Source organism: Candidiatus Paracoxiella cheracis, assembly GCF_049348705.1.
GTDB classification, from domain to species: domain Bacteria; phylum Pseudomonadota; class Gammaproteobacteria; order Coxiellales; family Coxiellaceae; genus Paracoxiella; species Paracoxiella cheracis.
On the sequence record NZ_CP186485.1, the window covers coordinates 1,323,662 to 1,347,363 of the forward strand.

The following is a 23,702-nucleotide window of genomic DNA, read 5'->3' on the forward strand; positions in this document are numbered from 1 at the left end:
CTGCCAGACTACAATACATCCTACAATGAGGTACCTAACATGACTCGTATGATTTATTGTGAAAAACTAGGCAAAGAGGCAGAAGGTTTAGAAGCCCCACCCTATCCCGGCGAAATAGGCCAACGAATTTACAAACACATCTCCAAACAAGCTTGGCTTGCTTGGCTAAACCACCAGACCATGTTGATCAACGAATATCGTTTGAGCCTGATCGACCCAAAATCGCGCCAATTTCTTGAGCAAGAAATGGAAAAATTTTTATTCGGCGGCGGCAGCGACAAACCCACGGGATACACACCACCAAAAGATGAATAGAGTCCTTGACTCCACTGCCTTCAAACGGTTTAATTGACGCTTCGCCGCACCAGACGAATGACGGCCAAAGCGGTGAAGCTAGAAACTTAATTGCTTCCGGCCAGATAGCTCAGGTGAGACGGAAACTGCCAGAGCATTGCTCTGGCCCGTCGAACGCCTGACAGGAAGTCAGGCCGTGTGCAGATAGAAAAATAGTGAAACTAGTACATGGACGTACGGAGAAAATTAATTAATTCCGGCCAGATAGCTCAGTCGGTAGAGCAGAGGACTGAAAATCCTCGTGTCCCCAGTTCGATTCTGGGTCTGGCCACCATTTTTGCCTGACGGGTCTCGTGACATATACGGAGAATTCGGTCATCTTTGCAAAGAAAATGTCAATATTTTACCCATATTGAATGTGCTTTCAATTTGTAGAACTCTCGACTTGATCTGACAGTTGAGATTTATCGGACATATTTTCTGTCCGATAGATCGGATTCTAATTACTCCTCTACCAGTTGCGTGTCGTGATTACTGTGCGCCTTATTCAATTCATCTGCCGACACGCTTGGAATAGTTTTACATAGTTTATCTAATTCTTTTTCTTGTGCCAAATGCTTTGCATCAAGAAAAGTTTGCATGGGTGTTTTTCCATAACAACGCTCGCCGGAATGGGGCCTGACCTCATTATATGTTTTGATCCACGCATCAACGTCTTGTTGTAATTCTTCTAGGGAACGATATATTTTTTTTCGAAAAGCAACATCATAAAATTCTTGTTTAATCGTTTTATGAAAACGTTCACAAATACCATTGGTCTGCGGAGAACGTGCGCGTGTTTTCGAATGGTCAATGTCTTCAACTGCTAAATAAAGTTGATAGGCGTGGTTCTCAATTTTTCCACAATATTCCGTCCCGCGATCCGTGAGCATACGCAGCAATCGGATACCTTGCTCATTAAACCATGGCAATACACGTTCATTTAATAAATGAGCTGCCGTCATCGCTGTTTTCTCCGTGTATAACTTCGCAAAAGCGATTCTGCTATAGGTATCGACAAAAGTCTGCTCATAAATACGGCCAACGCCCTTCATCGTGCCAACATAATACGTATCCTGAGATACCTAAATAACCTGGGTGTTCTGTTTCAATCTCGCCGTGCGCTTCTTTTTCTCGTTTTGATTTTTCTAATGCTTGTCATTGTTCTTCCGTTAATAACATACCGTCTTGCGCCGATTTCGCTTCAAGCGCTTTTAGTCGCTTCTTAAAAGTCTCTAGATCATTACGTAGCCACACCGAACGAACTCCGCTGCTCGATACGATAATGCCTCGCGCCAGTAATTCATTGGCCGCACGTGCCTGACCTAACGCTGGGTTTTCAATAGCCAAAGCAATTACCCCTTCTTCTACATGTAGCGGCACTCTATTTTTTTCATTCGGTTTCTTCTTACTCATATCATGGAGTGCTTCTTCGCCACCATTTTCATAAAGTGTTTTGAAACGGTAAAAACTGTCGCGTGAATAACCCATAACCTTACAGGCTTGTGAAACATTTCCCAATTGTTTAGACAGCTCTAGTAAACCTAATTTGGGTTTGATAATCTTTTCGGATACACTGGTCATAATGACACTCCTCGTGTTGGTTGTTTAAGGTTGGTCAATTAAATTTTACTCTAACTGACCAGGAGTGTCAGATCAAGTCTGAAGGTTTACACATCATGGATTACTAAAATATTTGTTTACAATTTTCTGATACGTCCCATTGGCTTTAATCTTAACCAGTGCCTTATTTAAAGCCTGTAATAACTTCACATTTCCTTTTTTCACAGCTATACCATCACCTTTGCCAAAATATTTCTGGTTGTTGATCGGCTTTCCTGCAATCGCATATTGACCGCTATTCTTTTTCAACCATTGCTGAATCAACGGTGAATCACCAACAACGGCATCGACTCTGCCTGATTGCAAATCCATCAGCGCATCTTGTTCGCTCGGATAATGATTGATAGTGATCTCATTGCCATACGTGTCTTGTAAATAGGTGTCAAACGTTGTGCCACCTTGAACGCCAATGGTTTTACCTTTCAAACCCACTTTTGATACGACAAGATGAGTCGATTTTGCTGCAACAAAACTTATGGAATTCTGGTAATACGAATGAGTAAAATCAACTTGCTTTTCTCTCGCTGCGGTAATGTTCATACCACCAAAAATCGCATCGAATTTACCTAACTTCAAACTCGGGATTAAACTTTCCCAAGGCTGATTGATGATGGTGCATTTTGCATGCATTTGTTGACAAAGCGCATGAACGATGTCTGCCCCGAACCCCTGCACTTGACCATTCGGGCCTACATAAACAAAGGGTGGATAGGTTGCTTCCGTTGCAAATTTAATTGTTTGATCCGTCTGTGCATTAATCTTGGGAATCATCATAAATCCCATTAAAAAAAGGCTCACAGTAATATACTTTTTCATTGCTTAACTCTCAGTTTGTATGAATGTTTGAAATGCTTGAGTTTGTGGCTCAAGAACTTTGCCTTGATGTAAAAAAATCGTTTTGTGCGCTAGTTCTTGTGCGAATTTCATTTCATGCGTTGCAATAACCACGGTCATTCCATTTTCTGCCAACATTTGTATGAGTTTTATCATTTTGCTGACCATCTTTGGATCCAATGCTGATGTTGGCTCATCAAACAACATGACTTCTGGATGCATCATTAATGCTCGTGCTATTGCAGCACGCTGTTGCTGTCCACCTGATAATTGTGAGGGATAATCATTTTTTTTATGATAAATTTCTACCTGTTGCAACAGTGCTTCGGCCTGTTCAATTGCCTCACGTTTTGGCATCTTTAAAACACGCATCGGCGCTTCAATTAGATTTTGTAAAATCGTCATGTGTGCCCACAAATGGTATTGCTGAAACACCATACCCACTTTTGCGCGCATTTTTTGCAACAACGATTGTGACAGCCGTGCTTTTTTCTCTGTAAAATCAAGCGTAGCATCACCCACCGTGATACTACCAGCATCGGGTAGTTCCAACACATTTAAACAGCGCAATAACGTACTCTTCCCTGCACCACTATCGCCTAACAACGCGACCACCTCGCCAGCTTGCACTTGAAACGAAATATTGTTCAGTATCTGATGTCCCTTGAACTGCTTTTCCAAATGGTGAACACTAATTTTATTCATATTTACCCAAATCAAACGATTAAATAATCATGTTTTTGAATAATACTACACTGGTCGGATTTTAGTCAAGTTTTTGACTATTTATTCACAAAATGGCATATTACTTGCATGTTCCATAACCGGGCTACACCATGACGAGCAAAGAAAATCTGCCAGAAGCTGTTAAGTCACTGATTAAAAAAGGGTTAGTAGGGACCCAAGAAGAAATCGTCGACATCCTAACACGCGAGGGTTATGACGTTAACCAGTCAAAAATCTCTCGCCTGTTACGGAAACTCTTAGCGGTCAAAATTAAAAATGACCGGGGAGAAACCATTTACACGCTCCCCAAAGAACCCATACCCCCCTCCACAAAAACACCCCTGACCCACCTTGTACTCGATATCGCTGCCAACGAAAATCTTGTGGTGATTCAAACGAGTCCTGGCTCTGCTTCCTTAATCGCAAGAATGCTGGATTATCATGAAACCAACACCAACATTCTCGCAACTATTGCGGGTGACAACACCATTTTTGTCGCGCCCAAATCGGCTAATCAGATTAAAAAAACATTAGAAGAAGTGAAGCGGCTGTTAGCAACTATTAGTTAGGATGAGGCTCAATAATATCAGCATTTCAATTGCACCAAACTCGCGAGCCAAGCAATTGAAATTCTTTTAAACCTACTTAGATACTGACAACTGTTCGAGATACTTTCCCAGCATATCCACTGAAATACCAATGCCACCACAAACAATCACTAACACAGAATCAACACTCTTTAATGCAGCAGCATTGTTATAAATAACCGCTAATGGCGCACCACAAGCAGGCTCAACTAAAACACGATGATTATCGAGAAAACGCAGACATGATTGCACGGCTTCTTTATCAGTAACAGTCAAGGGTGTAATCGTGTGCTTCTTTGTCCAGTCAAATAATTCATCCGTAACGCGCTTTGCCGCCAACGTTCCTGCAACCGTATTTATTTCAGATAATGTCACAACCTTATTCGCTTTCACCGATGCCATGAACGATGCCGCGCCTTCAGTTTCCACCGTAAACAATGGTACATCATCCCAACCGTATCGATGCAACCCTTGCAAAATACCACAGGCTAATCCACCACCACCCACAGCGACGAGAATGGCACCCGGTTTTTCACTTTGCTTTACAACTTCATCAATGATTGTAGAATGTCCGGCCCAAATGGTTGGATGATCAAACGGTGGCACAAACCCACCACTCACTTCCTTTACATACTGTTTTGCTGCCTCATTGGCTTCATCCAAAGTGTCACCTTTAATACTGACGTTTGCACCTTCGGATTTTATGGCATTGACATAAATTTCAGGTGTCTTCGTAGACATAAAAACAGTGACATCGACGCCTAATTTTTTACCTGCATAAGCTGTAGCGTAACCCGCATTACCGCCAGATGAAGAGACAAGATGTTTTTTTCCAGCAGCCACCAACGCTTGGCATAGCTTACCGATGCCGCGTATTTTAAAAGACCCTAACCGCTGATAGCATTCCATTTTTAATAGAACAGGTTTCCCAAGAATTTTACTTAACGGGAAAGATCTAATCACGGGTGTCCAATCGTGTAACGGCTTTGAGCTCATGCCCTAATTATAGCGCCGTTTTGTTTAGAATTCTGTTTGCGCTTGAAATCTACCGTTGTAAGGTATAACTCCAAGTGGAGGCATAGCAAACAAAGTCTCTAAAGTTTTTATGTTCTCTTTTTGACTAAGCATGGTTGAATCAAGATGGTTCACAATCCAGCCAGCAAGAGGCAATTGGCGTGACTTAATGTTTTCATACGTTAATAAAGCATGATTTAAGCAACCCAATCGCAACCCGACCACCAAAATAATAGACAGTCCAAACGCAGCCGCTAAATCTGCAAATGTTTCTTGATCATTAAGCGGCACTAACCAACCACCGGCACCCTCTATGAATACAACATCGTAGTCGCTACTTAACACCGCTCGGCAAGCACGCATCGTCTCACTCACGGTTAACTTCAACGGCGAAGCTGCCAAATGCGGCGCTAATGGCAACTCAAATGCAAACGGATTAACTTGCTCATACGCAAATTTCATTGACATTGCCTCCATCAATTGCAATGCATCTTGATTTTGAAGACCATTCGGTGTTTTTTCACTTCCAGAAGCAATGGGTTTTAAGGCCGCAGTTTTCATACTCCTTTCATTAAAATAATTCAATAACTCGACCATCGCATAGGTTTTCCCAACCGATGTATCTGTGCCCGTTACAAAATACCCTTTTTTCATTTCTTACACACCATAACAATCACCTCATAATGAAGGGGATTTTGATAATATTCATTAAGTTTTTTCATTTTATTCCTGCTCACTAAGTTTCTTGGTTTATTCAAACTAATATTTTTTGAGCCTATCTTTTTAAGGTGACGCATCAAATCAAACACATTTACATAATATTTTTCAATCATGAGCGTCTCTGAAGACAAAACTGTGAATCCACTCTGCAAACAAAGCATTTTAGCATATTCCAATGTTGGAAAATCATTTATATGAGTATGATTATCTATTTTAGACCAAGCATCTTTTAATGCCAGCATGGATTGAGATCCCAATATTGAAAAAATAAAGACACCGTTTGATTTTAAAATTCGATACTGTTCTTGTATCACTACTCTCAAAGAATTGCACCAATGCACTACCATATTAGAAATAACAATATCTATTGATTTATTTCTTACAGGCATACTTTCTGCATCTGCGCAAATTAATTTTTTACACTGTAGATACATTTTCGAGGTTAACAACATAGATTCCACAATATCTAAGGCCATCAATTCACAGTCAGGATAGCTTTTCTCAATAGAGCGCGATAGATAACCCGTGCCCACACCTAAATCTAAGATAGCCTTAGACTGCGGATAATGTAATTTTAATTTCTCTAACAAAAGGCTTCCGACTGTTTTTTGCCAATCAGCCGCTGCATCATAGTGGATAGTTGCCGCATCAAAACTAGCTCGTATCTGCCTTTTCTCAATTGACATCATAACAAAAATCTCGAATGATATTTGCACACAGCGTTGGATGAGTGAGAAAAAAACTGTGACCTAATTGAGGAAAGAGTTTAACCGTGGCGTTTTGCGTTAAATTTTCAACACACTTTGCTACCCCAGCGGGCACCAAAGCATCACTATCTCCGTATAAATACAATTGTGGGCATTGAATCTTAAATAACTTTTTTGTTAAGTCCACATTTTTCAAAATGCTTAAACTTTCTTGCAGCTTGTTACTATCCACGTTATTTTCGTTTATTGAATTTTGCAAAAATGCTATCGAATCACGATGCACTCGTGAATCAGAAAACTGCAATACGACAAATTTTTTGAGCGTATTCTTAGGGCTATTTTTTAACGACTCTTCAAACTGTTCAAACTCTTCCATTGCCATTCCTGGCCAATTACCACTAGCAATGAATTTTGGTGTACTTGCAATCGTAATTAATTTTCTTACACGCTCTGGGAAAGAAATTGCAATATTCATTGCAACAAGACCACCCAAAGACCAACCAAGAAAACTAGCGAATTTAGGTGAGTTTTTCAAAACATACTGAGTCATTAAACCCAAGTTGGACCCATGTAGATTTAAACACGTAACTTGAAAATGTGATGATAAATAGGGAATAAAATCTTCCCAAACCTTTTTTGAAAAACCCCAACCGTGTAATAAAACTAAATTTTTTTTAAGCTTGTATTGCATTCAACAAGTCTCGAATTTGATTTTTTGTGTGAGAGACATTCAGCGTAACCCGCAATAATGATTTCTTTTCGGGAACAGTGGGCGGGCGCATGGCATACAATAAATAACCTTTGTCTCTCAGATTGTGACTAACCGTCGTTGCTTGCTCTATATCTTTCATCAAAATCGCTTGAATGGGTGTATCAGAGCTCTTTAAATATAACCCAATTTTATTTGCCTCTATTTTAAAATAATGAATTAATTCATTCAGCTTTTCGCGTCGCCATTGTTCCTTCTTAACAAGCTCTAAACTCGCCATGGTTGCTGCTGCTAATGCAGGAGGTATCGCGGTTGTATAGATATAACTGCGTGCAAATTGAATTAACGATTCAATGAGATCATTGCTGCCGGCAACCATAGCACCATAAAGACCGAATGCTTTTCCCAAAGGACACACCAGAATCGGGACATTTTCTTGGGATAACTGCAATTGCTCCAATACACCTCCTCCATTCTTTCCAAGAACACCCATCCCATGTGCATCATCAATCATTAAAGTTGCATCATGCTGTTTGCAACATTTTGCCAACTCACTAACCGGTGCAACATCACCATACATACTAAACACACCATCACTGACCACTAATTTTTGCTGTGCAACAACAGATTCCATTTTTTTTATTAAGTTCTCGATATTATTATGCAAATAGCGCTGTAATTTCGCACGCGATAATCGCGCCGCATCTAATAAAGACGCATGATTATGACGATCTTGAAAAACAATATCACCCTTGTTTGTTACAGCATCGAGGGTCCCAAGATTAGCTAAATAACCACTTCCAAATAATAAAGCACGGTCTCGTCCTAAAAATTCTGCAAACAGGGTTTCACAATCCCGATGAATTGCAGTATACCCTGCCACTAATTTTGAAGCTCCACTCCCGATACCATATTGTTGCATACCTTTTTCCATAGCAGCTATTAATTGTGGGTGCTGGCTTAAGGCAAGGTAATCATTGCTACTAAAATTGATAAACTTTGATTCATGCGTCACTACATGGCGATATCGATATAGATTCCGTGATCGGAAGTCATCTAATCTTGCTGCTAATCGTTTGATGATCATATTGCCGTAGGGTTTACAGATTTTAGCCCTAGTTTTTTAAACAATTGTCTATCAACATCAGGATCTGAATTTTTTGTCGTTAATAGTTTTTCACCATAATGAATAGAGTTTGCACCCACTGCAAAGCATAACGCTTGCATTTCATGACTCATCGCACGGCGCCCTGCTGATAATCGTATTACTGATGTTGGCATTAAAATACGGGCTACTGCAATTGTGCGAACAAACTCAATGGGATCAAATTGTTCTTCATCACCCAACGGGGTACCGGCAACAGGAATTAATTGATTAATTGGAACACTCTGTGGATGAGTTGGTAACGTTGATAATTGCTGTAAAAAAGTAACTCTATCATCACGCGTCTCCCCCATGCCAACAATACCACCACAACATACCCTTATTTTTGAGCGACGGATTCTTGCTAACGTATCTAATCTGTCTTGATACTGACGCGTTGAAATAATTTTTTTATAATATTCTGGCGAAGTATCGAGATTATGGTTATAAAAATGAAGACCCGCTTCTTCAAGATCCGCGGCCTGGTCATCACTCAACATTCCAAGAGTCATACAACTTTCCAAACCTAATGCATTAACACCCTTTATAATTTCCTTTAGCTGGGGCATCACTTTTTTCGGGGGACTACGCCAAGCTGCTCCCATACAAAAACGTGAAGCACCATTCGCTTTGGCTTTTTTCGCGACTGCTAAAATTTCTTCGGTGTCTAATAAAGGCTCATCTTGTAAGCCTGTATTGTAATGTGCGCTTTGCGGACAATAGGCGCAGTCTTCTGGACATCGACCTGTTTTAAAATTCATTAATGTTGATATTTGAACTTGGTTTGGATCGAAGTTTTCTCGATGTAGCGTTTGTGCTTTATAAATTAAATCCGCAAACGGCAATTCATAAAATTGCATGATTTCTGTTTTTGTCCAGTCATGTCGAAGCATTATTTTTCCACGCTTGCAATTGAGTTTAAACATGATAGACTTTCACACACTATTGTCAACTTTAAATTTTAAAATTAGTTTACATATGCACAAAAATAAATCAAAATTGATCGTGCGTGATCTACAACACATCTGGCACCCATGTTCCCAAATGAAAGATTATGAACGATTTTTGCCCGTTGTCGTAAAATCTGCGCAAGGCAGCTACATCGAATTAGCCTCAGGTGAGCGATTAATCGATGCGACATCGAGCTGGTGGTGCAAAACATTGGGCCACGGGCACCCCAAATTGAAATCTGCATTATTATCACAAGCGGAACAATTCGAGCATGTCATTTTAGCCAATACCACCAATGAAACTATTGTGCAATTATCAGAGCGACTCGCTCATTTGACTCCGAATTTAAGTAAAGTGGTTTATGCCGCTGACGGTGCTTGTGCCATTGAAATGGCAATGAAAATGAGCCTGCATTCACGCAAAATTCTGAATCAACCGCAGCGTCATCAATTCATGGCTCTTGCCGGCGATTATCATGGTGAAACTTGCGGTGCATTAGCCGTGAGTGATTTAGGGTTATATCGCAAGCCCTATGAAGATATGCTCATCAAAGCGCATTTTTTACAGAACGTGCCTTATGTCAGTAACATTCATGACCCGTTGTGGGCAGATTGTTCATCATGTTGGCCTGTCATTGAAAAACAATTGGAACAACATGCAAGTGATTTAACAGCTATCGTTATCGAACCTATTGTTCAGGGCGCTAACGGTATGTTGATTTATAGTGCTGATTTTCTGCGACGATTACGCGAATGGACAAAATTTCATGCTATACACCTGATCGCCGATGAAATCATGACGGGGCTCGGCCGAACCGGGACGATGCTCGCGAGTGAACACGCCAATATAGAGCCTGACTTTTTGTGTTTAGGAAAAGGTCTAACAAGTGGATGGTTACCTCTAAGCGCCACAGTAACGTCGGATGATATTTACAATTTATTTTATGACGACTATGAATTAGGTAAATCATTTTTGCATTCCCATACCTATGCAGGAAACGCACTGGCCGCTGCCGTTGCCCTTGCATGCCTTAAGTGCATAGAGCACGATAAAATTTTACAACATGTTCAGGATATGTCTTCAGTCATGCTAAAGCTCATGCAAAAAACCGCTGAAGAAACCGGCCAGCTTGAACGCGTTCGTCACATTGGAGCAATGGTTGCAGCAGACTTGAAAGTAGAACACTCTCAAGAGCGTAAAGGTTTTGCAGTTTTCCAGAACGCCGTTAAGCGTGGCGCCCTATTGCGCCCGCTCGGTAATACGATCTATTGGATGCCGCCCTTGAATACATCATTTGAAACACTGGAAGCTCTGCAAGTGATTACTACGGAATCTATTCAAGCCGTTTAAATCTAATATCGCGATCAAACGACGTTGAGAGCTTACAACACGATTAAGTAATGTGCTCCCTAACACGCGCAAGGTCTTCTTCTGTATCCACACCCAATTGCAAGTTGGATTTTGCAACTGCCATGTGAATACGACCCCCTTGCCACAAAATTCGCAACTGTTCTAATCCTTCAAGCTCTTCGGCAGGACAAGGACCCCACTCTAAGTATTCTTGTACGAATCCGACACGATACGCATACAAACCAACATGCCGAAAATGACTGCCATTTAACTTTATATTTTGCTGATCAGAAAAAGTATCTCTGCCATAAGGAATCGGAGCGCGACTGAAATACATCGCATAGTTACGTCGGTTTAAGACAACTTTAGTAACGCTTGGGCTAAACAACTCGTAAGTCTCTTTAATAGGCACACAAATGCTCGACACTTTAACGTTATCATGCTCTTCTAAATCTTCTGCAACTTGGCGAATAATTTCGGGTGGAATTAACGGCTCATCGCCTTGCAAACACACCACAATTTCATCATCTTCTAAACCTAACGCAACAACAGCTTCAGCCAAACGCTCCGTTCCGGATTTATGATCTGCCGAAGTCATGCACACATGCGCACCAAAAGATTCTGCTACTTCAGCAATACGTTTGTCATCGGTTGCAATAATAACTTCTTCAGCACCGCTGTTCAGCGCACGTTCATAAACATGCTGAACCATGGGTTTTCCACCAATATCAGCTAATGCTTTACCTGGTAATCTTGTTGAATCATATCGAACTGGTATAACAACATGGAATTCCATCATCAAACCTCATCACCCTTTAAGTGACGCGCTTCGTCGGCCAACATAACAGGAATATTTTCACGAATGGGATAGGCCAATTTATCGAAGCGACAAATTAATTCATTTTCTTCTTCAGAAACCGTTAATTTACCCTTACAAACAGGGCAAGCTAGAATTTCTAACAATCTTTGATCCATACTCCACCTTATCTCAACGCCTTTCTGTGATTAATTTATCACTATTGGAACAAGAATCAAGTGAAAAAAGCCGAATGCGAATCAAACTTTGATCGGGACGGCAGGATTTGAAGCTGCGACCCCTTGCACCCCATGAAAAATAAATAACTTATTTTTCATATAGTTATATCACATATTTGCTCTTCTGCCCTGCCAGGGTGCAATTAGGGTGCATTATCCACGCTAAGTTGTCAATAATAAAGCTACACTTGAAAAGGCAACTTTCCTCAAAACCAATATCGTATAACCTCGCTTGCCTGTATTCCAAGTTCATTACCATATAGTTTGAGTTAGGTATTTCCTGAAAACCCAGTTTGGTATAGTAATTAACCTGATCTTGCGACTGACTATCAAAATAAATCGAAATATGATTCGGGATTGTCATAAGCCGTTGCCAAAGTATAAGAAGTTTCTTCTATGCAACCATAAGAAATGATATTTCCATATCACATATTTACTCTTCTGCCCTGCCAGGGTGCAATTAGGTGACCTTCCCCCTAAACTAGTACCAGGACACCGATGAGATATTCATGTTAAGCAGCCTGTTTCGCAAATTCAATAGGCGGCATATAATTTAATGAACTGTGTGGTCTTTTAGTTGTAAACCTTCAGACTTGATCTGACACTCCTGGTCAGTTAGAGTAAAATTTAATTGACCAACCTTAAACAACCAACACGAGGAGTGTCATTATGACCAGTGTATCCGAAAAGATTATCAAACCCAAATTAGGTTTACTAGAGCTGTCTAAACAATTGGGAAATGTTTCACAAGCCTGCAAGGTTATGGGTTATTCACGCGACAGTTTTTACCGTTTCAAAACACTTTATGAAAATGGTGGCGAAGAAGCACTCCATGATATGAGTAAGAAGAAACCGAATGAAAAAAATAGAGTGCCGCTACATGTAGAAGAAGGGGTAATTGCTTTGGCTATTGAAAACCCAGCGTTAGGTCAGGCACGTGCGGCCAATGAATTACTGGCGCGAGGCATTATCGTATCGAGCAGCGGAGTTCGTTCGGTGTGGCTACGTAATGATCTAGAGACTTTTAAGAAGCGACTAAAAGCGCTTGAAGCGAAATCGGCGCAAGACGGTATGTTATTAACGGAAGAACAATGACAAGCATTAGAAAAATCAAAACGAGAAAAAGAAGCGCACGGCGAGATTGAAACAGAACACCCAGGTTATTTAGGTTCTCAGGATACGTATTATGTTGGCACGATGAAGGGCGTTGGCCGTATTTATGAGCAGACTTTTGTCGATACCTATAGCAGAATCGCTTTTGCGAAGTTATACACGGAGAAAACAGCGATGACGGCAGCTCATTTATTAAATGAACGTGTATTGCCATGGTTTAATGAGCAAGGTATCCGATTGCTGCGTATGCTCACGGATCGCGGGACGGAATATTGTGGAAAAATTGAGAACCACGCCTATCAACTTTATTTAGCAGTTGAAGACATTGACCATTCGAAAACACGCGCACGTTCTCCGCAGACCAATGGTATTTGTGAACGTTTTCATAAAACGATTAAACAAGAATTTTATGATGTTGCTTTTCGAAAAAAAATATATCGTTCCCTAGAAGAATTACAACAAGACGTTGATGCGTGGATCAAAACATATAATGAGGTCAGGCCCCATTCCGGCGAGCGTTGTTATGGAAAAACACCCATGCAAACTTTTCTTGATGCAAAGCATTTGGCACAAGAAAAAGAATTAGATAAACTATGTAAAACTATTCCAAGCGTGTCGGCAGATGAATTGAATAAGGCGCACAGTAATCACGACACGCAACTGGTAGAGGAGTAATTAGAATCCGATCTATCGGACAGAAAATATGTCCGATAAATCTCAACTGGGACTGTTTATTAGTTTGTGTAAATCGCGTCAGTCAGAATTATGAATCAGCCATTGTGTTAACTGATTTTTTAATTTTATCAAAAACTACATTGCGTTCAAATTAATTTCCTCTCTTATGAATTTTAAGTTTTATACAAAATCCGCCAGGCGATCTTCAAACATAAGGGCAAAACGATTCATGGCGGCACCCCAGTCTCGAATCGGCATGGTCCATTTTTTGGCTATATTTTTTAACCCTAAATAGAGTTGTTTTAAAGCGGCATCGTCCGACGGAAAAACTCGTTTATTTTTAATAACTTTTCGGATACTCATGTTCAGTGATTCAATAGCGTTAGTGGTATAAATCACCCTCCGAATTTCTGCCGGATAAGCAAAAAATGGCACAATGCGCTCCCAATGAGTCAACCAACTTTTGGCAATCGAGGGAAATTCAGCATCCCATTTCTCAGAGAAACTCGTCAGCGCCAATTCTGCTTCTTCAACCGTACTGGCCGAATAAATAGCTTTTAAGTCAGCGGCCACTTCTTTTTTCTTTTTCCAACCCACATAGCGCAATGAATTCCGCACCATGTGTACAATGCAAAGCTGTACTTGAGTGTTAGGATACACAGCGCCAATCGCATCAGGAAAGCCCGTTAGCCCGTCAACGCAACAAATCAGGATATCTTCTAGGCCTCGATTTTTTAACTCCGTTAATACATTCAACCAGAATTTAGCGCCCTCATTTTGGCTAATCCAAATACCTAGCAATTCTTTTTGCCCATCGATATTAATTCCTAAAGCCAAATACAATGCCTTATTGATAACCTTTTTATCTTGCTGCACTTTAATCACTAAAGCGTCCAAATACACAATCGGATACACCTTGTCCAACGGACGACTTTGCCAAGCCTTCACTTCTTCAATCACTTCGTTGGTTACTGTAGAAATGAGACTCGAACAAATAGTTGTGCCATACAAATCTTTCAACTGATCTTGAATATCACGGGTAGTCATACCCCGTGCATAAAGACTCATAATTTTGTCATCCAAATCATCAAAGCGGGTTTGATGTTTTGGAATCAATTGCGGTACAAACTCATTGTTACGATCACGAGGAACCTCAATGGTCATCTCGCCATCTGTTGTTTTGATCGTTTTTTGGCTGTGCCCATTGCGGGAATTACCACTATTGTGGCCAGACACTTCGTGTTTTGCATAACCCAGCGCGTCCGTCAGCTCCCCTTCCAGAATACGCTCCGTCAGTGCCTTTTTTAACTCCTTTAACAAACCAGTATCACCGAAAATATCAGATGCGGTCTTGGTATGTTTGAGAAAATATTCCACAACCTGTGGATCTAATTTATTGGTTTTCATTGCCATAGTCAAAGACTCCGTATAATTTTAACGACCTTTCCCTGACTATCGCATTTACACAATCTTATTTACAGACCCAGATAAACAAACATGGGACCAAGCCTGCAATTTATATTTGCTTTCATGACTATTATCATTGCTCTCTTTCTACGATCTATTATTAAAAAATTTCTTATCCCCTACCCATTACTACTAATTTGTAGAACTCTCGACTTGATCTGACAGTTGAGATTTATCGGACATATTTTCTGTCCGATAGATCGGATTCTAATTACTCCTCTACCAGTTGCGTGTCGTGATTACTGTGCGCCTTATTCAATTCATCTGCCGACACGCTTGGAATAGTTTTACATAGTTTATCTAATTCTTTTTCTTGTGCCAAATGCTTTGCATCAAGAAAAGTTTGCATGGGTGTTTTTCCATAACAACGCTCGCCGGAATGGGGCCTGACCTCATTATATGTTTTGATCCACGCATCAACGTCTTGTTGTAATTCTTCTAGGGAACGATATATTTTTTTTCGAAAAGCAACATCATAAAATTCTTGTTTAATCGTTTTATGAAAACGTTCACAAATACCATTGGTCTGCGGAGAACGTGCGCGTGTTTTCGAATGGTCAATGTCTTCAACTGCTAAATAAAGTTGATAGGCGTGGTTCTCAATTTTTCCACAATATTCCGTCCCGCGATCCGTGAGCATACGCAGCAATCGGATACCTTGCTCATTAAACCATGGCAATACACGTTCATTTAATAAATGAGCTGCCGTCATCGCTGTTTTCTCCGTGTATAACTTCGCAAAAGCGATTCTGCTATAGGTATCGACAAAAGTCTGCTCATAAATACGGCCAACGCCCTTCATCGTGCCAACATAATACGTATCCTGAGAACCTAAATAACCTGGGTGTTCTGTTTCAATCTCGCCGTGCGCTTCTTTTTCTCGTTTTGATTTTTCTAATGCTTGTCATTGTTCTTCCGTTAATAACATACCGTCTTGCGCCGATTTCGCTTCAAGCGCTTTTAGTCGCTTCTTAAAAGTCTCTAGATCATTACGTAGCCACACCGAACGAACTCCGCTGCTCGATACGATAATGCCTCGCGCCAGTAATTCATTGGCCGCACGTGCCTGACCTAACGCTGGGTTTTCAATAGCCAAAGCAATTACCCCTTCTTCTACATGTAGCGGCACTCTATTTTTTTCATTCGGTTTCTTCTTACTCATATCATGGAGTGCTTCTTCGCCACCATTTTCATAAAGTGTTTTGAAACGGTAAAAACTGTCGCGTGAATAACCCATAACCTTACAGGCTTGTGAAACATTTCCCAATTGTTTAGACAGCTCTAGTAAACCTAATTTGGGTTTGATAATCTTTTCGGATACACTGGTCATAATGACACTCCTCGTGTTGGTTGTTTAAGGTTGGTCAATTAAATTTTACTCTAACTGACCAGGAGTGTCAGATCAAGTCTGAAGGTTTACACATGAATATCTCATCGGTGTCCTGGTACTAGTTTAGGGGGAAGGTCAACAGATTTCATCGCCCATCATAAAGCGCAATCACCTGTGTTTCTAAAAATTCCCGAAGAATTTGTTATTTATTTGAAAAGCACACGCACATCACAGAATGATCCGTCTTATTTGTTTGAGCTAGCACATTACGAATGGGTGGAACATGCATTGGATATCGCCAATGAAAAAATTGATTTTAAAAAAATAAACACTAAAGGCGACCTGTTGAGCGGCATACCCGTCATCTCACCATTAGCGCAATTGCTCTCTTATCGGTATCCCGTTCATGAAATCAACGTCAATAATATTCCAAATGCGCCCAGTATAGCGCCACATTATCTCATTGCTTATCGCAATACAGCCGATGATGTCGGTTTTCTGCAAGTAAATCTCATGACCGCACGATTAGTAGAATTACTCGATCAATGTAAAGGATTAACTGGAAAACAAGCGCTAATTCAAATCAGCGCTGAAATTAATCATCCCGACCCCACTCAAATAATAAAAGCAGGATTAAAAACGCTTCAAACGCTACAAAAAAATGATATCCTATTGGGAACAAAAAAAATTAGCGTGACTACGTGCACGCCTTTTGTGTCATCCACAGCAGTTACAAATTAGCTAAGTATTATTTTGGCCATAAATTTTCACCAACAACCGTTTTAACTCGTCCTCTTTTACTTTCTGCGCTGCTTTTAACGGTTTCAAAACACTCACCGACACATCTGTTTTAACATTAGCGACTGGAATACTATAAGTTTGATTTAAATACAAAGGCACCAATAATCCTTGTTCGGGTTCAACGTGATTATTCTTTAATCCATTTACCAATCGCAATAATCCTGCACTGGTATGATAAATTTTTGCGATTTTGGTTAGTGTCTCACCGGTACGAACCTCGTGATACTGCCAACTGATATGTGATTTACCCGCCAGGTTCCCTAAATTACGCTTGAAAGTTTCACTTTTATCGCTGGGAATTAATAATGCATATATTCCATTAGGATTCGTTGCCCATCGACGCATGCCTGGATTTAATCGACGAATCACATCGGCTGGAACACCCGCTAAGCGCCCTGCTTCAATTAAGTCAATTTGTGAGTTCATATTCACTGCTGAAAAATGTGGGTGATTGGGAATGTAAGGCAGTTTCACATGATAGTAAACCGCGTATCTAATAATAGCGGCCAAGGCTAATAACTTTGGTACATACAGTTGTGTTTCGTGGGGCAGCGGTAAATCCCAAAAATAAACGCCGCGTCTCATGCGCTGATTTTCTTCCATCGCCGCTCGTACCGCACCAATACCGGCATCGTAAGCAGCGGCCGCCAGCAACCAATTATGCAAAGTACCGTGCAAACTACCCAAATAATTTAACGATGCCTGTGTTGAAACGACCGTATCACGCCGCGCATCATACCACCAGTTTATATCTAAACCTAAACTCGATGCTGTACCTGGCATTATCTGCCAAATACCCGTTGCACCCGCTGGAGAATACGCAAATGGATCATAACCACTCTCAACCATCGGCAGTAAAGCAAATTCAGCCGGCATGTCTCTCGCTTGCGTTTGCTGATAGACATAATAAATATAAGGAACGGCATTACGTAACATATACTCCAAATACTTCTTATTGCTTAAATATCCAATGATTTCGTGACGAACCTCTGGTCGATCATAATATTGTGTCAGCCTGAAATGCTCTGATAGAATCGGCCACAGATTTACGGATGTAGGTATGGGTTGTGAGTGTTTATACATGCCCAGTGATGCATTAATCGCGGCGGCTTCTTGTTTGGCCTGGGACACCTGCTTGTGATTTCCGAGCGCAACTGCGGTATCCACAACGTTACCCAGTAGTAATGCCACCATGCCTAGTGCCACAATTTTGCTTATCTTTATAAATCGCATCAATCACATGCTTCGAGAAGCTATCTCTATAACCAACTGATTTTTAATATTTTCTATAGAAGAGGTGCCCGCTAGTTGTATTCAGCTTGCACCTCTTCTATGATCTGATCCATACTTTACACCACAAACCTTAAGAGAAGATTAAGAACGCAACTGGAAATTGTCTTTAAGCTTAAAACATTCTATCGATTTCAATTGCTTACCAATACGAGAGGAGAACAGCATGACAGACCCCATCAAACACATCTGGGCCAGCATCACCCCCATCATCGGGATGATCATTTTCGTCATGCTCTTCATCTTTGGGCTGTTCGTCTTCTCTTATTTACTCATCATCGGCGCTATTGTCGGCCTCGGATTATTCATTTATGCCTTTATTCGTTCTAAATTATCAGGCCGTGCGAAGACGCAGCAACATCATTCGAAAGGCAGAATCATCGATCACGAATCGACACAAGACGAAAAAAATTTTCCGCATGATAAAAAATCGGACTCAGATTAAAACAACGAAACCTGCTTTATCTCAATAACTCGAGTGCTGGCTTATAGTCTTTATTTAGGTCTGTCGCAACTGCTTGATAGGTAACATGCCCTTCACAAATATTTAATCCATCCAATAAATGCGCATCATCAAGCATTGCTTTTTTGTAACCTTTATCAGCTAACGCGATCGTAAATGGCAAGGTTGCGTTATTTAATGCTAACGTCGACGTCCTAGCAACTGCACCTGGCATGTTAGTCACGCAATAATGAACAACACCATCCAGCACAAACGTTGGATCTTTGTGTGTAGTCGGACGACTGGTTTCAAAACAACCACCTTGATCAATCGCGACATCCACAACCACAGAGCCTGGTCGCATGCGTTTGATCATATCGTGCGTCACTAACTTCGGCGCCGCCTTTCCTGGCACCAACACGGCACCAACAACTAAATCGGCTTCCATCACATATTGTTCAATTGCCGCTTCTGTTGAAAACGCTGTGTTTAAACGACCCCCAAATTGAAAATCTAACTCTTGTAAACGGCGCAGCGACTGATCAAGCACTGTCACTTCCGCTTCTTTACCCATGGCCATGCGAACAGCATTAGTACCTACCACACCACCACCAATGACAGCAACTTTCCCAGAATAAACACCGGGAACGCCACCTAATAAAATGCCACAACCACCTGCAGATTTTTCTAAACAATGCGCACCCGCTTGAATCGACAAACGACCCGCAACTTGGCTCATTGGAGTTAATAAAGGTAATCCGCCGTTTGGTGATGTAACCGTTTCATAAGCTATTGCAACACAACCAGATTGAATCAATGCTTCGGCCTGTTTAGGATCGGGAGCAAGATGCAAATAAGTAAATAAAATTTGCCCGGGGCGAATCATGTGGTATTCGCTAGATTGCGGCTCTTTCACTTTTACAATCATGTCCGCACACGCATAAATATCTTCAGCGCTTTCAAAAATGCGAGCACCCGCAGCAATATAAGCATCATCTGAAAAATTAATAGCTTCAGCCGCATTGTGTTGCACAATCACTTCGTGTCCATGCGCAACCAACTCTCTGACGCTATAAGGCGTCAAACCCACACGATACTCTTCTACTTTAACTTCTTTTGGCACACCAATTAGCATAATAATTACTCCGAAAAATTAATATCATTGAGCGCAGCTTCCCATTGGGGTAATACTTCTTGTAAATCAGCCACGAGCCCATAATCCGCAATTTGAAATATTGGGGCATCGGGGTCTTTATTGATAGCCACAATGATTTTGCTGTCTTTCATTCCTGCAAGATGTTGGATTGCTCCTGATATTCCCACAGCAAAATACACTTTTGGCGCAACTACCTGACCCGTTTGTCCCACCTGTAAATCATTTGGCGCCATACCGGAATCTACCGCAGCACGCGATGCACCGATAGCCGCCCCCATTTGATCGGCAATTTTCACTAACCGCTCAAAATTCTCTTTAGTTTGTAACCCACGTCCACCTGATACCACAATATCGGCTGACGTAAGTTCTGGACGATCACTTCCATGCAATTCTTCGCTGATAAATGTCGATACATTATTCTCAGCGATAAAATCAATCGTTGTTAATTTCGCTTGAGTCGATCCTACTGTTGCTGGCTCAAACGCCGTACTTCTCACAGTCACCACTTGCACAGGATCGCTCGATTTTACCGTTGCAATTGCATTACCCGCATAAATAGGGCGCCGATAAGTTTGGCGATCAACTACCTCGATAATATCACTCACCTGGGCAACATCGAGCAAAGCGGCCACACGGGGCAAAATATTTTTACCAAATGTCGTTGCAGATGCAAAAACATGCGTTACATCTTTGGCGCAGTGCACAATAAGCGGCGCGAAACTTTCTGCTAATGGGTGCTGATAAGCTTCATGGTCTGCCAACAAAACCTCAATACCAGCAATAGCGCGCAACGACTGCACCACCGATTCGCACTGATAGCCGGCAACAAGCACCTTAACATCTCCCTCAATTTTTAGCGCAGCGGCGATTGTGCTCAGTGTCGAGGGTTTCAGTTGTTTTTGATCGTGTTCTGCTACAACAAGAATTGTCATGCCAGCACCTTATCTTTTTCTTTCAATAATTTCAATAATTCATTGATATTTCTTACCTTTATACCCATTGAACGCCCCGGAGGAGCGACAACATCAAGCGTTTCGAGGTGCCCTTTCAACGTAACGCCGAGCGACTCCAGAGAGACAATATCCAGAGGCTTGGCTTTCGCCTTCATAATATTAGGTAGGCTAATATAACGGGGTTCGTTCAAACGCAGATCAGTCGTAATGACCGCGGGCAGCTTGATAGATAGGGTTTCCAAACCACCGTCGACCTCGCGGGTAACTCGTGCTGAGCCATTCTCAATTTCAAGTTTAGAGGCAAAGGTCCCCTGCGCCCAATTTAGCAGCCCCGCCAACATTTGCCCTGTCTGATTGCAATCATTATCAATCGCTTGTTTTCCTAAAATAACTAATCCGGGGTTTTCTTTCTCAACTAATGCTTTCAATAGCTTTGCGACATGCAGAGGTTCCAAAGGTTGGTCTGTTTTGACTAAAATTGCACGATCGGCACCCATGGCCAAGGCAATGCGCAATGTTTCTTGGCAAGCATCGCCTCCCATAGAAATCACTGTAATTTCTGTTGCTATCCCCTTTTCTTTTAAACGAATAGCCTCCTCAACCGCGATCTCATCGAAAGGGTTCATCGACATTTTAACGTTACTGGTTTCAACGCCAGAACCATCCGGCTTCACCCGCACCTTGACGTTAAAATCAACAACTCGTTTAACAGGTACCAAAACCTTCAACACAATCTCCCAAACAACAACGCAATTAATCCGAGGGGCGGCCCGCAGCGACAGGACCCAGAGGATTAATCAACACCAACCCCAGGCATCTTGACGTCAAAACCACGAGAGGTCAATATGTTGATTGTTAACCGCCAAGGGATTTCAACATGCAACGGGAATCAATGTCATTTGACGTTGTCATCGTCGGCGCTGGCCCCGCGGGTTTAAGCGCTGCTATTCGCCTCGCGCAACTCAATCAAGAAAAAGGCTCTGCATTATCGGTCTGCGTTTTAGAAAAAGGTGCGACTGTCGGCGCACACATCTTATCCGGTGCGGTACTCGAACCTCGCGCGTTGAATGAATTACTCCCCGACTGGAAAGAACGCGAAGCGCCACTAAATGTACCTGCCACTCACGATGAGTTTATTTATCTCAACGCAAATAGCGCCCACCGTTTACCAACACCCATAACGATGAAAAACAAAGGCAACTACATCATTAGCTTGGGACGATTTTCTCAATGGTTAGCTGAACAAGCAGAACGCTTAGGAGTCAGTATTTTTCCTGGGTTTGTAGCAAGTAAAATTTTATATGACGGCGATAAAGTCATCGGCGTGCAAACAGGTGATATGGGTTTAGATAAAGATGGCAAACCCGGCGATCGTTTTCAGCCTGGCATCGATTTATTCGCAAAACAAACGCTGTTTGCAGAAGGTTGTCGCGGTTCGTTAAGCGAACAATTAATCCATAAATTTAACCTGCGCGCAAATTGTGACACACAAACTTATGGCATTGGTATCAAAGAGTTATGGAAAGTTAATCCTGCAAAACATGAACTCGGTAAAGTCGTCCACACCGTCGGCTGGCCACTCGATCACAGCACCTACGGCGGCTCTTTTATCTATCACTATGAAAATAATTTAATCGCACTCGGACTTGTAGTTGGCCTCGATTATCAAAACCCTTACCTCGACCCCTTCAAAGAACTACAACGATTTAAAACCCACCCCCACATAAAACCCTTATTCGAAGGCGGAGAATGTATTGGCTATGGCTCACGCGCATTAAACGAAGGTGGCTTACAATCGATCCCTAAACTTACCTTTCCGGGCGGCATGCTCATCGGCTGCTCGGCAGGGTTTTTAAACGTCGCCAAAATCAAAGGTACTCACACGGCAATGAAATCTGGCATGCTTGCCGCTGAGGTCATTGCAAATGCGACACAGCTAGACACAGCGCTTTTTGATTTTGAATCACAAGTCAAAAAATCATGGATACACAAAGAATTAAAAAAAGTTCGTAATGTAAGACCTGCATTTCACAAAGGACTTTTCCCAGGCTTAATGTATGCGGCACTCGACCAATATGTCTTTCAAGGTCGCGCACCCTGGACGTTTCATTACAAAAAACCAGACAACTTATCACTCAAACTCGCTAAAAATTCCACCAAAATAAATTATCCCAAACCCGATGGTAAAATTACGTTTGATAAATTAACGCAAGTTTTCTTAACCGCCACCAAACACCGAGAAGGTGAACCTTGTCATTTATTGCTAAAAAATCCCAATGTCCCAATTACGATTAATTTAGCAAAATACGATGCACCAGAACAACGTTACTGCCCTGCCGCTGTTTATGAAATCATCAGCAAAAAGGGCAAACCCCAACTACAAATCAACGCAGCCAACTGCATCCACTGCAAAACCTGCGACATCAAAGACCCTACACAAAACATTGTTTGGACTACCCCCGAAGGCGGCGATGGGCCCAATTATTCGAATATGTAAACGATAATCAAACAGTCCTACTTCAAATGCATACGCCCGTGTTCGTACTCACACGATGAACAACTATTTTTTAAAAATTAAATTTTAAATTTAAGAATTAATTAATACAAGCGTGTCGCGATGCTCGTGATAGATTATTGCCATCCCTGTCAATAATCGACTCGCAATACGCGACAACTTAAATAGCCGCGGACGTCCTCGTCGCCCGCGCTCCGCGACCTCACGGCTCGACTACGCACGGGCTC

21 protein-coding genes, 1 tRNA gene and 3 pseudogenes are annotated in these 23,702 nt (G+C 41.6%); 8 read left to right on the forward strand and 17 right to left on the reverse strand.

All coding sequences use genetic code 11. The annotated features are described in order from the left end of the window. The first annotated feature begins 39 nt into the window (after positions 1–39). Positions 40–315, forward strand: coding sequence for an oxidative damage protection protein (locus ACJMKR_RS06905; protein WP_423062434.1), 276 nt, complete (start codon positions 40–42; stop codon positions 313–315). Positions 316–552: 237 nt separating this feature from the next. Next, positions 553–628 (forward strand) — tRNA-Phe (locus ACJMKR_RS06910). Positions 629–797: 169 nt separating this feature from the next. Here ACJMKR_RS06910 and ACJMKR_RS06915 read toward each other — a convergent pair. The 3 genes and pseudogenes from ACJMKR_RS06915 to ACJMKR_RS06925 all read right to left on the reverse strand — a co-directional run bounded on the left by ACJMKR_RS06915 (position 798) and on the right by ACJMKR_RS06925 (position 3,495). Further along, positions 798–1,917 (reverse strand): annotated as a pseudogene (locus tag ACJMKR_RS06915) (IS481 family transposase). 93 nt (positions 1,918–2,010) lie between these two features. Further along, positions 2,011–2,772, reverse strand: coding sequence for a transporter substrate-binding domain-containing protein (locus tag ACJMKR_RS06920; protein ID WP_423062435.1), 762 nt, complete (start codon positions 2,770–2,772; stop codon positions 2,011–2,013). Between the two features lie 3 nt (positions 2,773–2,775). Continuing rightward, positions 2,776–3,495 carry an amino acid ABC transporter ATP-binding protein gene (locus ACJMKR_RS06925; RefSeq protein ID WP_423062436.1) on the reverse strand — a complete coding sequence of 240 codons (720 nt, stop codon included), beginning with the start codon at positions 3,493–3,495 and terminating at the stop codon, positions 2,776–2,778. Positions 3,496–3,626: 131 nt separating this feature from the next. Between ACJMKR_RS06925 and argR the strand changes: the two genes are divergently transcribed. Then, the gene (gene argR, locus ACJMKR_RS06930) at positions 3,627–4,085 is read left to right on the forward strand and encodes a transcriptional regulator ArgR (RefSeq protein WP_423062437.1); all 459 of its coding nucleotides are present in this window, start codon (positions 3,627–3,629) and stop codon (positions 4,083–4,085) included. Between the two features lie 72 nt (positions 4,086–4,157). Here the strand turns inward: argR and ACJMKR_RS06935 are convergent, their stop codons facing one another. From ACJMKR_RS06935 to bioB, 6 genes are read right to left on the reverse strand one after another with little or no spacing between them, the layout of a single operon-like run. Then, a complete protein-coding gene (locus ACJMKR_RS06935) occupies positions 4,158–5,066 on the reverse strand; it encodes a pyridoxal-phosphate dependent enzyme (protein WP_423062438.1) in 909 nt (302 codons plus the stop codon). A gap of 57 nt (positions 5,067–5,123) precedes the next feature. Continuing rightward, positions 5,124–5,771, reverse strand: coding sequence for a dethiobiotin synthase (gene bioD / locus ACJMKR_RS06940; protein ID WP_423062439.1), 648 nt, complete (start codon positions 5,769–5,771; stop codon positions 5,124–5,126). After that, positions 5,768–6,526: a malonyl-ACP O-methyltransferase BioC gene (gene bioC / locus ACJMKR_RS06945; protein WP_423062440.1), complete on the reverse strand. Its 759-nt coding sequence runs from the start codon at positions 6,524–6,526 to the stop codon at positions 5,768–5,770. Before bioC ends, bioD begins: the two co-directional genes overlap by 4 nt. After that, a complete protein-coding gene (locus tag ACJMKR_RS06950; protein ID WP_423062441.1) occupies positions 6,513–7,235 on the reverse strand; it encodes an alpha/beta fold hydrolase in 723 nt (240 codons plus the stop codon). Before ACJMKR_RS06950 ends, bioC begins: the two co-directional genes overlap by 14 nt. Next, positions 7,219–8,340 (reverse strand): 8-amino-7-oxononanoate synthase, encoded by a 1,122-nt coding sequence (gene bioF / locus ACJMKR_RS06955; RefSeq protein ID WP_423062442.1) that lies wholly within the window; start codon positions 8,338–8,340, stop codon positions 7,219–7,221. The genes ACJMKR_RS06950 and bioF overlap by 17 nt, the downstream gene beginning before the upstream one ends. Beyond that, entirely contained in the window at positions 8,337–9,290 is a 954-nt protein-coding gene (gene bioB, locus ACJMKR_RS06960; protein ID WP_423064209.1) for a biotin synthase BioB, read from the reverse strand. The genes bioF and bioB overlap by 4 nt, the downstream gene beginning before the upstream one ends. A 151-nt stretch (positions 9,291–9,441) precedes the next feature. On the opposite strand from bioB, the gene bioA reads away from it, so the two are divergent. After that, positions 9,442–10,698 (forward strand): adenosylmethionine--8-amino-7-oxononanoate transaminase, encoded by a 1,257-nt coding sequence (bioA, locus tag ACJMKR_RS06965; protein WP_423062443.1) that lies wholly within the window; start codon positions 9,442–9,444, stop codon positions 10,696–10,698. Between the two features lie 43 nt (positions 10,699–10,741). On the opposite strand, the gene kdsB is transcribed toward bioA, so the two are convergent. Together kdsB and ACJMKR_RS06975 are read right to left on the reverse strand one after the other, a co-directional pair. Then, a complete protein-coding gene (kdsB, locus tag ACJMKR_RS06970) occupies positions 10,742–11,494 on the reverse strand; it encodes a 3-deoxy-manno-octulosonate cytidylyltransferase (RefSeq protein ID WP_423064210.1) in 753 nt (250 codons plus the stop codon). 2 nt (positions 11,495–11,496) lie between these two features. Next, positions 11,497–11,673, reverse strand: coding sequence for a Trm112 family protein (locus ACJMKR_RS06975; protein WP_423062444.1), 177 nt, complete (start codon positions 11,671–11,673; stop codon positions 11,497–11,499). A gap of 729 nt (positions 11,674–12,402) precedes the next feature. Between ACJMKR_RS06975 and ACJMKR_RS06980 the strand changes: the two are divergent. Then, positions 12,403–13,521: pseudogene (locus ACJMKR_RS06980) on the forward strand (IS481 family transposase). Positions 13,522–13,701: 180 nt separating this feature from the next. Here the strand turns inward: ACJMKR_RS06980 and ACJMKR_RS06985 are convergent. Further along, positions 13,702–14,934: an IS256 family transposase gene (locus ACJMKR_RS06985; protein WP_423062355.1), complete on the reverse strand. Its 1,233-nt coding sequence runs from the start codon at positions 14,932–14,934 to the stop codon at positions 13,702–13,704. Between the two features lie 265 nt (positions 14,935–15,199). Further along, a pseudogene (locus ACJMKR_RS06990) lies at positions 15,200–16,318 on the reverse strand (IS481 family transposase). A gap of 174 nt (positions 16,319–16,492) precedes the next feature. Here ACJMKR_RS06990 and ACJMKR_RS06995 point away from each other — a divergent pair. Then, a complete protein-coding gene (locus ACJMKR_RS06995; RefSeq protein WP_423062445.1) occupies positions 16,493–17,059 on the forward strand; it encodes a DNA-binding domain-containing protein in 567 nt (188 codons plus the stop codon). On the opposite strand, the gene ACJMKR_RS07000 is transcribed toward ACJMKR_RS06995, so the two are convergent. Continuing rightward, a complete protein-coding gene (locus ACJMKR_RS07000; RefSeq protein WP_423062446.1) occupies positions 17,060–18,313 on the reverse strand; it encodes a transglycosylase SLT domain-containing protein in 1,254 nt (417 codons plus the stop codon). 262 nt (positions 18,314–18,575) lie between these two features. Here ACJMKR_RS07000 and ACJMKR_RS07005 point away from each other — a divergent pair, with 262 nt between their 5' ends. Continuing rightward, a complete protein-coding gene (locus ACJMKR_RS07005) occupies positions 18,576–18,854 on the forward strand; it encodes a hypothetical protein (protein ID WP_423062447.1) in 279 nt (92 codons plus the stop codon). 16 nt (positions 18,855–18,870) lie between these two features. Here ACJMKR_RS07005 and ald read toward each other — a convergent pair whose 3' ends face one another. From ald to ACJMKR_RS07020, 3 genes are read right to left on the reverse strand one after another with little or no spacing between them, the layout of a single operon-like run. Further along, a complete protein-coding gene (gene ald, locus ACJMKR_RS07010; protein WP_423062448.1) occupies positions 18,871–19,986 on the reverse strand; it encodes an alanine dehydrogenase in 1,116 nt (371 codons plus the stop codon). 5 nt (positions 19,987–19,991) lie between these two features. Then, complete coding sequence (locus ACJMKR_RS07015) at positions 19,992–20,939, reverse strand: electron transfer flavoprotein subunit alpha/FixB family protein (protein WP_423062449.1); 948 nt, start codon at positions 20,937–20,939, stop codon at positions 19,992–19,994. Then, a complete protein-coding gene (locus ACJMKR_RS07020; protein ID WP_423062450.1) occupies positions 20,936–21,688 on the reverse strand; it encodes an electron transfer flavoprotein subunit beta/FixA family protein in 753 nt (250 codons plus the stop codon). The genes ACJMKR_RS07015 and ACJMKR_RS07020 overlap by 4 nt, the downstream gene beginning before the upstream one ends. A gap of 149 nt (positions 21,689–21,837) precedes the next feature. On the opposite strand from ACJMKR_RS07020, the gene ACJMKR_RS07025 reads away from it, so the two are divergent. Then, the gene (locus ACJMKR_RS07025; protein WP_423062451.1) at positions 21,838–23,457 is read left to right on the forward strand and encodes an electron transfer flavoprotein-ubiquinone oxidoreductase; all 1,620 of its coding nucleotides are present in this window, start codon (positions 21,838–21,840) and stop codon (positions 23,455–23,457) included. The last annotated feature ends 245 nt before the right edge of the window (positions 23,458–23,702 follow it).